General features: G+C 43.3%; 5 protein-coding genes and 1 rRNA gene. All 6 read left to right on the top strand.

Features of this window, described 5'->3' with window-relative positions:
* Window positions 1–3: 3 nt before the first annotated feature.
* A complete protein-coding gene (locus HYW79_01780) occupies window positions 4–381 on the top strand; it encodes a four helix bundle protein (GenBank protein MBI2635252.1) in 378 nt (125 codons plus the stop codon).
* Window positions 382–462: 81 nt separating this feature from the next.
* Complete coding sequence (locus HYW79_01775) at window positions 463–3060, top strand: hypothetical protein (protein ID MBI2635251.1); 2598 nt, start codon at window positions 463–465, stop codon at window positions 3058–3060.
* Entirely contained in the window at window positions 3057–3296 is a 240-nt protein-coding gene (locus tag HYW79_01770) for a hypothetical protein (protein ID MBI2635250.1), read from the top strand. Before HYW79_01775 ends, HYW79_01770 begins: the two co-directional genes overlap by 4 nt.
* A 246-nt stretch (window positions 3297–3542) precedes the next feature.
* Window positions 3543–6911, top strand: a complete 3369-nt coding sequence (locus HYW79_01765; protein ID MBI2635249.1) for a DNA-directed RNA polymerase subunit beta — start codon at window positions 3543–3545, stop codon at window positions 6909–6911.
* Window positions 6912–7036: 125 nt separating this feature from the next.
* The gene (gene rpoC / locus HYW79_01760) at window positions 7037–10621 is read left to right on the top strand and encodes a DNA-directed RNA polymerase subunit beta' (protein MBI2635248.1); all 3585 of its coding nucleotides are present in this window, start codon (window positions 7037–7039) and stop codon (window positions 10619–10621) included.
* 427 nt (window positions 10622–11048) lie between these two features.
* Window positions 11049–11938, top strand: a 16S ribosomal RNA gene (locus HYW79_01755); the annotation flags it as partial.

The following is an 11938-nucleotide window of genomic DNA, read 5'->3' as shown; positions in this document are numbered from 1 at the left end:
CCAATGGAACAAAAACAATTTTCAAACAACGGGAAGAAGAAATATGACTTAGAGGAAAGAACGGCTAAGTTTGCGGAGAATGTGATTGATTTAATGAGAAAAATGCCGAATGATTTGATCAATCAAAGATTAGTTCCTCAATTGGTGGCTTCTGGAGGTTCTTTGGGTGCCAATTATTGCGAGGCCAATGAAGCTGAAAGCAAGAAAGATTTCCAGCACAAAATCGGAATTTGTAAAAAAGAAACTAAGGAAACGAAGCATTGGCTACGACTATTAGCCAGAGCAAATCCTCAATTTAACGATGAATTTAGAAAATTATGGTCGGAGGCCCAAGAATTATTGCTGATATTCTCCAAAATACTGACATCGAGCAGAAATTGAAAATTAATTATTGAAAATTCATTGTAAATTGAAAATTGGTGCTTGAAAATTTATTAAAATTAATGTTAATTTTAAAGGAATATGGACATAAATATAAAACATCAGCTGACAGACAGGGAATTGGGAATTGAGAATCATAAACCCAATTTCGGTTACAGAAGTCCGACTTCCGAACCCGCCGAAGTCGGGCTTTCTCGTTTTGAGCCGCCGAAAATGCTTGAATATTGGCAAGCGATAAGCCGGTGGGCGCTAATCGCTTTTGCCGGACTAATGCCGATATTCTTTTTGCCGTTTACCCAACTGCCGGTCGCGGCGCATAAAGAAATACTCGTTTTTATCCTTGTTTTAGTCGCATGCTTCGCGTTTCTCGGAAAAACTTTGGTTGAAGGAAAAATCCGCTATCCGGGCCATTGGCTTATGGCATCGCTCGTCATTTTAGTTTTGGTATGGGGCGCTTCAGCCTTATTTTCCATTAATCCTCTAACGAGTTTAATCGGCAATTGGTCAACACCGGACAGTTTTGCTGCCATTCTTTTATTTTCACTTTTAATGATCGGAGTCGTAATGACTTTTAGCCGGCGCGATATAATTATTTCTCTTTTAGTGTTTCTTGCCTCGCTTACTATTTTAGGAATTTTTGAATTGCTTCAACTGGCCAAGGTTTTTATTCTTCCTTTCGGTTTTTCCAAAAACGCGGTATTCAATCCGATTGGTTCGGTTAATGATTTGAGCATAACGCTTGCCTTTGGTTTGGTTATCGCTTCTGGGCTCATGTCAAGCTTAGACATTCCGAAGCTTCTCAAGCGTTTATTGGGAGTCTTGATTTTAGTTTTGCTTTTAAATCTTCTCGTCGTAGATTTTTGGGCGATTTGGGTAGGGCTAGCCTTGGCAATGATATTTTTGATCAGCTTTCTTTCTGTCGGCCTTTCAAAATCCGATCGAAGTCCAGCCCCGCAGCTGCGGGGCGGACTTCAGGAAACATCGGATTTTGAGCATACAGAGTATCAAGGGTTACAACTTGTATATTTCCAAAAGGCCTGGCTGCCCTCACTTATTCTTTTAGTTTCATTGCTTTTCCTGATTATGCCATCGCCTCTGTCAAAATTCATTCAGACACCCGTTGAGGTTTCTCCCAATTTTAAGTCTACGCTTGATATCGCACAGGAGAATTTGAAAGCCGGCCGTTATCTTTTGGGCTCTGGCCCCAACACTTTCGGTTCCATTTATAATCTCTACAAGCCGGTTTCAATAAACCAAACGGTTTTTTGGGCAACGACTTTTAACGCCGGCGCTTCGGCTATGGCCACCTGGGCCGGTACAGTTGGCATTTTAGGTGTTCTGGCGCTGTTGTTTCTTATAGCCGCCTTTATTTATACGGGAATTACCGGAACATTAGTGCGCAACGCGTCTAAAGGCATTATGAATGTTGCTTCTCAATCGATTTTTGCCGCTGTTATATTTCTGTTTATAATGTGGTTTCTTTATGTAGGTAACTTCACTAATTTAGCGTTTGCTTTTTGGGGCATAGGATTATTCTTAGCCGCTTCTTTGTTCTTCATAAAAGAGGAAAAAGAAAATGTTGGAAACTCGGTTTCCAACATTTTCAGAGAAATCCGTATTTTCACCTCGCCTCCGAAAATATTTTTATTCTCACTTCTTATTGTCGGTTTGATGGTCGGAACAGTCGCCGGAATTTATTTTGAGGTTAATCGTTATGTCGCCGAAATTTACTTTTCAAAAGCCGTTGCAGCGTCTTCCGCCGGAAATAACGCCAAAACCATAAGCGATATTTCTCGGGCGATAGAATTTTGGCCCTATGACGAAAAATTATTTCAAAGTTTGGCACAAGCGACATTTTTTGAGTTGAACAGTCTGCTTCCAAGAAAAGATATCAGCCAAGACGAATTGCGCGGCCGGTTTCAGAACATTACCTCCGGCGCCATTAACGCGGCTAAAAAAGCCGGCGAATTAAATTCTCAAAATCCGTTTAACCCGATGCTTCTCGGCAGTATTTATGAAAATCTAATTCCTTATGTTTCCGATGCTTCCGGTTTTGCCCTTTCATCATACGGTACGGCAGTCGCTTTGGATCCTAAAAACCCTTCAAATTATCTGGCGTTGGCGCGGGTTGAAATCGCCCAAGATGATTTACCTAAAGCTGTTTTTAATTTGGAAAAATCGATTAGTTTAAAAAATGATTACGCGCCGGCCAGATTCCTGCTCGTTCAGATCTTTGATAGGCAGGGCAAGCTTCCCGAAGCCATAAAGCGCGCCGAAGAATTGGTAATATTAAATAATACCGATGTGGGCGCCCTGTTTCAACTGGGTTTTCTGTATTACAAAAACAGTCAATTTAACGAATCGCAACAAGTGTTTGAAAGAACCGTTCAACTTAGCCCGAATTATTCAAACGCGCGGTATTTTCTCGGCTTAATTTATGACAGAGAGAGCCAAATGTACAAACCCTCCTCCGCTGAAGCTACGGAGAGCCGGAATAAGGCAATTGAAGAGTTCCGGAAAATTGCCGAACTAAATCCCGATAATACGGAAGTTAAACAAATAATTGCCAATCTTACGGCTAAGAAAGCGGCTCTTTTTGGCATAGCGCCTCCTCCGCCGCAACAGAGAACCGAAGCGCCGGTGTCGGAAAAAGCGCCGTTGCAAAAACTTAAAAAATGAAAATAATTATTTCCCAGCATGGTAAAAAACTTCTTGTAAGTTTTAAGCATAACAATGCTGTTGATAGATATGTTATTGACAAGGCAGACGATTTTTTGATATGTGTTGACAAGTTTTTAACGAGGTACTATACTGGCAGTATTGGTGATTTGAAAAATGTCAAATTAGAATTCAAGGACACTGGGATTCTGACAGAAAGAATTATTAGAGCGATTGTGAAAGGACTGGAATTTTAGGCATACTCCGACGTTCGCCCTTAGCGAAGTCGGAGCCCCGACTTGTACGTCGGGGTTGACAGAGAGAGTAATTAGAGCTATTATTGGCGGGCTCGCGGTTGATATCTGAATATTCGGCAAATGTCAACCCATTTTCTATAATAAAAAAATTGAATAGCAAAAGCCACTAAAACCTTATAGCAAATCGTGAAACCCGAGAAGGCGAGGGCGTTTTTTTGTCGTTAATAATTCGTATTTAGTAAAATTATGTTTCTTCAAACTAAATCTTTCGCCAAACAAAAAATAAAATGGATTGACTTGCCAAATCTGGTGGCGACACAGCTTGATTCTTATCAATGGTTTCTTAAGATCGGCTTGAAGGAATTATTTGACGAAATGTCGCCTGTCTCCGATTACACTTCTAAAGAATTGGATTTATATTTTAAGGAATATTATTTTGACGAACCGAAATTCGACGAACTTAAGGCAAAAGAAAACGGGCTTTCATACGAAGCGCCGCTGCGGGTAAAATTGGAACTGGTTAATCGGCGGACAAAAAAAGCGAAGGAACAGGAAATTTATTTAGGCGATTTTCCGATTATGACGGAGCGCGGCACTTTTATTGTTAACGGCGTCGAACGAGTGGTTGTTAGTCAGCTAATACGCTCGCCCGGCGTTTTTTTTACTGCCGCCGTTTGGAGGGGACGAAAACTTTTTGGCGCCAAAATCATACCCAATCGCGGCGCCTGGCTTGAATTTGAAACTGATCCCGACGGCATTATCAGCGTCAAAATAGACAGAAAACGAAAAACACCGGTAACGGCGCTTCTGAGAGCCTTTGGCTCTCAGAAATCTCAAATCTCAAATCTCAAATCTCAAAAAAATACCCAAATACCAAATACCAAATACAAGATACAAGATACAAACGAAGAATTACTTAAATTATTTAAGGATATTGACACGGGTTCTATTAAATATATAGAAACGACTTTAAAAAAAGACCTCTCAAAAAATGCCGGCGACGGCTTTATTGAGATTTACAAACGGCTAAGGCCGGGAGATCCGGCAACGCCGGAAAATGCCAGGCAATTAATAGAGGGCATGTTTTTCAGATTTGACCGCTATGATTTAGCTAAAGTTGGCCGGTTCAAAATGAATCAACGCCTGGGCCGACAAACAACAAACAACAAACAACAAACAACAAATTTTGAATATACTAAGGAAGATAGACTTTTAAGTTTTGAGGATTTGGTTGACATTACGCGAGAAATTATTCGTTTGAACAATAATGAAGGCGCCTTGCCGGACGATATTGATCATTTGGGCAATCGGCGCGTAAGATCGCTCGGCGAACTTCTTCAGTCACATTTAAGAGTTGGAATGGCGCGAATGGAGCGCATCATTCGCGATCGGATGAGTACTTATGACGTTAACACTTTAACGCCGGCCCAGCTTATTAACGCTCGGCCGCTTATGGCGGCGGTTAAGGAATTTTTTACTTCTTCCCAGTTGGCGCAGTTTATGGACCAAGTTAACCCTTTAGCGGAACTTGAACATAAGCGCCGCATTTCGGCAATGGGACCCGGGGGTCTTACCAGAGAAAGAGCTGGTTTTGAAGTTCGCGATGTTCATACTTCTCACTATGGAAGAATTTGCCCGATTGAAACGCCGGAGGGACCGAATATCGGTTTGGTAATGCATCTGGCTTCCTATGCCCGCATCAACGAACTGGGGTTTATTGAGGCGCCTTACGTTAAAGTTAAAAATTCTAAAATTGCGAACGAGATTCATTGGCTAAATGCTTTTGAAGAAGAAAAATATGTTATTGCTCACGGCGGCACTAAGTATGATAAAGACGGAAAAATCATAGAATCTGCTACTGAAGCGAGGGTTTTAGGAAGCCCTCAAATGGTAAAAAAAGAGGATGTCCAATATGTTGATGTAGCGCCTCAGCAAATTTTTTCAGTGGCAACAAGCTTGATACCTTTCGTAGAACATGATGACGCGACCCGTGCTTTGATGGGTTCTAACATGCAGAGGCAGGCCGTTGCCTGCGTCAAACCGCAAGCGCCGATGGTTGGAACCGGAATAGAAGAACGGGCCGCCAGAGATTCCGGACAGGTGGTAGTGGCGGCTGAAGATGGTATGGTAACGGCGGTGGATGCGGAACACATCGCGATTGCTTCGCGAAATCTCAAATCTCAAATCTCAAATCTCAAATCTAATGTTAGAGTTTATAAATTGAATAATTTTTTGCGATCTAACCAGTTTACCTCAATGAGCCAGCAGCCGCTTGTCAAAAAAGGCGATAAAGTAAAAAAAGGACAGGCGATTGCCGATGGAGCGGCCACGCAAAACGGCAACCTGGCTCTCGGCCAGAACTTGCTAGTTGCTTTTATCTCTTGGGGCGGCGCCAATTTTGAAGACGCTATTATTCTTTCCGAACAACTTGTTAAAGACGATCGCTTCACCTCTATTCATATTGAAGATTATTCCATAGATATCCGCGATACCAAGTTAGGACCGGAAATTACCACTCCGGATATTCCCAACGTTTCTGAAGAAAAACTAAAAGATCTTGATGAAGAAGGCATTGTGAGAATTGGCGCCGAGCTGTCATCCGGCGACATTCTGGTAGGAAAAATTTCTCCGAAAGGGGAAGCAGATTTAACTTCGGAAGAAAGATTGCTTCAGGCTATTTTTGGCGAAAAAGCGCGCGACGTTAAAGATACTTCCTTGCTTTTACCTCACGGTAAAAGAGGCCGCGTTGTCGGAATAAAGATTTTTTCCCGGGATGCAGGCGACAAACTTGAACCCGGAGTTTTAAAGCGGGTTCAAGTTGAAGTGGCTCAATTGCGGAAAATTCAGGCCGGCGACAAATTAGCGGGCCGTCACGGAAATAAGGGTGTCATTTCCAAAATTTTACCGGCAGAAGATATGCCGTACCTGGCCGACGGCACGCCAGTTGATATTATTTTAAATCCGCTCGGTGTCGCTTCCAGAATGAATCTCGGCCAGATTCTTGAAACTCATTTGGGATGGGCTGCTGACAAACTTGGTTATCGCGCGGTAACTCCGGCACTTGATGGGGCTACCGAGGAAGATATAAAAATAGAACTGCAAAAAGCCGGTTTGCCGGAAAGCGGCAAAATTCAGCTTTATGACGGCCGCACAGGCGATACGTTTAAAGACAAAGTTACCGTCGGCATTATTTATGTAATGAAACTTAATCATCTTGTAGAAGACAAAATTCATATGCGTTCGGTTGGCCCTTATTCGCTCATAACCCAGCAGCCGCTGGGGGGCAAAGCGCAATTTGGCGGCCAGAGATTTGGAGAAATGGAAGTTTGGGCCCTTGAAGGTTATGGCGCCGCTCATACGCTTCAGGAAATGATTACCATTAAATCCGACGATGTTGTCGGCCGCGCTTCGGCGTTTGACGCTATTATACGCGGTGAAGAAATCAAAAAACCAAGTTTGCCGGCATCTTTTAACGTTTTAGTGAGCGAATTAAAATCGCTGGGGCTTGGTGTTGAATTGGTGGAACCTGTCTCGCAAATGGTAAGCGATACAAAACCCGCCTTCGCTAAAGCTACGGCGGGCAAGGAAGTTAAAAAGGTGAGAATCAGGACTTAAATTTACAATTTACAATTTACAATTTTCAATAAATTTTTAATGATCCAATTTTCAAACGTTTGAAAATTAATAAATTGTAAGTTCAATGAAAATTGAAAATTAGAAATTGAAAATTATTTAATCCAATGAACACATTTGACTCAATAAAATTAAAAATCGCTTCGCCAGAGGATATTTTAAAAAATTCCCACGGCGAAATAACCAAACCGGAAACTATTAATTATAGGACGCAAAAACCGGAAAAAGACGGCCTTTTTGATGAGCGAATTTTCGGTCCGGTCAAAGATTGGGAATGCTACTGTGGAAAATATCGTCGGATCAGATACAAGGGTGTTATTTGCGATAAATGCGGCGTTGAAGTAACCAGGGCAGTTGTAAGGCGTGAAAGGATGGGCCATATTAAGCTGGCGGTTCCCGTCACACACATTTGGTACATAAGGAGCATTCCTTCAAAAATCGGTTTGATGCTTGACGTGCCCGCTAACGCGCTTGAGAGGGTGATTTATTATGCTGCCTACATTGTAATATCGGTTGATGAAAAGGCGAAAACGGAAGCGCTTGAGGAGTTGGATAGGGAATACAAGCAAAAAGCCAGAACCCAAAAGGAAAATAAATCCGATGTCGAAGCTTTAGCTAAGGCCCGAGACAAAGTAAAAGAAGAGTTGAAGGGCTTGCGCCGATACCAGATAATTTCGGAAGGCGAATTTCATGATTTATCTTTGAAATACGGCCATGTTTTTGAAGCGGGCATCGGCAGTGAAGCGGTTAAAAAATTGCTTGAAGAAATCAATCTTGAAGAGTTGGTTAAAAATCTTACGGAAGAAGAAAAAACCGCTCCGATTTCGACTCGAAAGAAATTTTTAAAACGCCTAAAGCTCGCGAGAAATTTTCTTAAATCCGGAACGAGGCCGGAGTGGATGTTTCTTACCGTCCTGCCGGTTCTGCCGCCAGACTTGCGGCCAATGGTGCCTCTTGATGGCGGCCGCTTTGCCACTAGCGACCTTAACGACTTATACCGCCGGGTAATTAACCGCAATAACCGTTTGAAAAAACTTATGGAATTTAACGCGCCGGAGGTAATTGTCAGAAACGAAAAAAGAATGCTTCAGGAAGCGGTTGATGCTTTGATTGATAATTCGGCTCGCCATACGCAAAGCCAAGCGGCAGCGTTGGTTTCTCAAAAGAGGCCGCTTCGTTCTCTTGCCGACATGCTTAAAGGAAAACAAGGCCGGTTCAGGCAGAACTTGCTCGGCAAGCGCGTTGATTACTCCGGTCGCTCGGTTATTGTTGTCGGACCGGAACTCAGCCTTGGCGAATGCGGTCTTCCCAAACAGATGGCTTTAGAGCTTTTCAAGCCGTTTGTGATTAATAAAATTATTGAACGTGCTTTTGCTTATAACATTAAAGGCGCCAACCGTTTAATTGAAGAAGGCGCTGAGGAGGTTTGGGCAATTTTGGAAGAGGTTATCAAAAACAGGCACGTTCTTTTAAACAGGGCGCCGACGCTTCATCGTTTGGGTATTCAAGCTTTCAAACCGATTTTAGTTGAAGGTTCGGCCATCAGAATTCATCCTTTAGTTTGTTCCGCTTTTAACGCCGATTTTGACGGCGACCAGATGGCCGTGCACTTGCCTCTTAGTGAAGAGGCGCAAAGAGAAGCGCGGGAGATAATGCTTTCGGCAAAGAACATTCTTAAACCAGCCACCGGCGAATCAGTTGCCGTGCCCAGCCAAGACAGCGTTTTAGGCGTTTATTATCTTGCCAAAATGAAACCGGGTCTTAAGGGAGAGGGTAAATTTTTTTCTGACGGACAAGACGCAATTTTAGCGTATCGGTTCGGCGAGGTTGATTTACAGGCAAAAATAAAAGTCCGGATTGACACTTCGACAAAGCTCAGTGTCAATCCTGAGCAGGGTCGAAGGATTGACGGAAAAATTGTGGAGACCTCTGTCGGCCGCGTTCTTATGAACCAGGTGCTTCCCGAAAAGTTTGAATTTATCAATAAAGAACTTAAGTCAAAGGACATTAAGGCTATCGTTGACAGGATTTTCATAACTTACGGTATTGATAAAACGGCGGAAATTTTGGATAAAATAAAAAATCTCGGTTTTGAATACGCGACTGTTTCCGGAATATCTTGGGGAATGGATGATTTAAGCATTCCGCTAAACAAGAAAAACATTATCGCGGAAGCCAGAAAAAAAGTTGAAGAAGTTGAGAGTCATTATCAAAGAGGGCTTCTCACGTCCGAAGAAAAAAGAGACCGGATAATTGAAATTTGGAAATTTGCTATTGATAAGGTCAGTAAACTGGTGCCGGAAACGCTCGATCCCAATGGTCCGGTCTTTTCCATGGTTGATTCAAGAGCGCGCGGTTCTTGGAATCAGATAAGTCAGATGGTGGGCCTTAAAGGGTTGGTTCAAAATCCGGCCGGCGACGTTATTGACTTGCCGATTATTTCCTCGTTCAAAGAAGGTTTTAATGTTTTGGAATATTTCATTTCTACTCACGGCGCGAGGAAGGGTTCGGCTGATACGGCCTTAAGAACCGCTTCGGCCGGCTACTTGACGCGACGTTTGGTTGATGTTAGCCAAGACGTCGTTGTCACCGAACATGATTGCGGCGATGACAATGGTTTTGTATTAAAAAAGAAAGACAGCGATGAATTTGGTCTTTTTTTGGGTTCAAGAATTTTTAGCCGTACCGTTTTAAACAACATTAAGAATCCTGATGGGACCGTAATTATTAAAGCCGGCGAAATCGTTGATCGTAAAATGGCGGAAGCTATTGATAAAAGCGAGGCAGAAGAGGTTGTTGTACGGTCTCCGATTACCTGCAAATCAAAATTTGGGATTTGCCAAAAATGCTACGGTTATGATTTAGGCCACAACAAACTGGTTGAAATAGGAATGGCCGTCGGTATCATCGCGGCTCAAGCTATTGGCGAGCCCGGCACCCAGCTTACAATGAGAACTTTTCATACAGGCGGCGTTGCTTCGGCAACCGACATTACCGCCGGCTTGCCTCGAGTTCAAGAAATTTTTGAGGCGCGAATTCCAAAAGGCAAAGCCATTATTTCCGAAGTGGATGGCAAGGTAGTTGATGTGGTTGATAAGGGCAAACTAAAGGTTATAAAGATATTAACAGAGGGTAAAGAAACCATTGAATACAGCGTTTCCGGCGGCAACACTCTTTGGGTTGAAAAGAGTGATCTTATTGTAAAAGGCCAACAGCTCTCGGAAGGAAATTTAGATCTTAAAGAATTGTTTAAAGTTTCGGGGACGACAGTTGCGGCAAATTATATTTTGAACGAAATTCAAAAAACCTATACTTTGCAGGGCGCCGACATTAACGCTAAACATATTGAAGTTATTATTAGGCAAATGTTTGGCCGGGTGCGAATTAAGGATGCCGGCGATTCCGGCTTTACGCCCGGAGATATCGTGGAAAAAGCAAGTTTTGCCGAAGAGAACAGCCGCCTTAGAAAAATTGCAGGCAAACCAACAACGGCAACTCAGCTTTTAATGGGTATTACCAAGGTTGCTTTGACGACGGAAAGCTGGCTGTCGGCTGCGTCTTTCCAGGAAACAGCCAAAGTTTTGATAAACGCTTCAACCGAAGGGAAGGCGGATAAGCTTCGCGGCCTTAAAGAAAACGTAATTTTGGGTCGCTTGATTCCCGCTGGCACCGGCTACAAAGCCAGGACCTAAAGTTAGAGTTTACAATTTATTGTCCACATCTTATCCCCAAAACTATCGATGTCCGACATCGATAGTTTTGGGTTTGACAGAAGAAAGTGGCCCGTTTTTCTTTTGTTCACAATGCCTCTTGACGGGAATTTTTTAAGGGTGTATTATGGAAATATAAAAATGTATGAAAGAATTTGATTTCTAAAATTTGAAAATTGTCTCGCTACGCGAGATCTCGCGAAGCGAGAAAATAAAGAGCACAATCCCGACGAATTCAATATTTTGAATTGTCGGGATTGTGTTTTTGAATGGTTGTGATAAAATGCAATGCGGTCTTTAAAAACTTAAAATCCACCGTAAAATATATAAGTTAATACGTTAAAATTTTACCCAAAAATTTTAATGGAAAAGTTGATTTTTTAAAGTTGTTATAATCTACTATTTATCAGAGAATTTGATCCTGGTTCAGGATGAACGCTGGCGGCGTGGATAAGGCATGCAAGTCGAGCGGTCGCCGTAAGGCGACAGCGGCAAACGAGTTAGTAATACGCAGGAACTTGCCCTAAAGACGGGAATAACCCCGCGAAAGCGGGGCTAATACCCGATGGCATGGAGGTTTAAATCTTCATTAAAGTCGCAAGACGCTTTGGGAGAGGCCTGCGGGCTATCAGCTAGTTGGTGAGGTAATGGCTCACCAAGGCGATGACGGCTAGGGGGCGTGAGAGCGCGTTCCCCAACGTAAGGGACTGAGACACGGCCCTAACTCCTACGGGAGGCAGCAGTCGAGAATTTTTCGCAATGGGGGAAACCCTGACGAAGCGACGCCGCGTGGAGGAAGAAGGTCTTCGGATCGTAAACTCCTTTTAGCAGGGAAGAACTCGCAAGAGTGACGGTACCTGCAGAATAAGGCGCTGCTAACCTCGTGCCAGCAGCAGCGGTAATACGAGGGCGCCAAGCGTTATCCGGATTTATTGGGCGTAAAGAGTTCAAAGGGGGTTATGTTAGTCTGGTGTTAAAGCTTCCCGCTCAACGGGAAAAATGCATTAGAAACGGCATAACTTGAGGAAATCAGAGGCAAATAGAACGGCCGGTGTAGGGGTGAAATCCGTTGATATCGGCCGGAATACCAAAGGCGAAGGCATTTTGCTGGGATTTTCCTGACCCTGAAAGAACGAAAGCGTGGGTAGCGAATGGGATTAGATACCCCAGTAGTCCACGCCCTAAACGATGAGTGCTCGCTGTGTGAAGTATCGACCCTTCACGTGGCTTAGCTAACGCGTTAAGCACTCCGCCTGGGAAGTACGAGCGCAAGCTTAAAACTCAAAGGAATAGACGGGG

The organism is Parcubacteria group bacterium, assembly GCA_016186325.1.
GTDB lineage: Bacteria > Patescibacteriota > Minisyncoccia > UBA10092 > UBA10092 > JACPHB01.
The sequence above is the reverse complement of the archived record's forward strand: the minus strand, read 5'-3'. Positions and strand labels throughout refer to the sequence as shown.

Excerpts from the sequence above, each read along its gene's own strand:
- HYW79_01765 (MBI2635249.1), top strand. The coding sequence starts at position 3,543 with ATGTTTCTTCAAACTAAATCTTTCGCCAAACAAAAAATAAAATGGATT.
- HYW79_01780 (MBI2635252.1), top strand. The coding sequence starts at position 4 with ATGGAACAAAAACAATTTTCAAACAACGGGAAGAAGAAATATGACTTA.
- HYW79_01775 (MBI2635251.1), top strand. The coding sequence starts at position 463 with ATGGACATAAATATAAAACATCAGCTGACAGACAGGGAATTGGGAATT.
- HYW79_01770 (MBI2635250.1), top strand. The coding sequence starts at position 3,057 with ATGAAAATAATTATTTCCCAGCATGGTAAAAAACTTCTTGTAAGTTTT.
- rpoC (MBI2635248.1), top strand. The coding sequence starts at position 7,037 with ATGAACACATTTGACTCAATAAAATTAAAAATCGCTTCGCCAGAGGAT.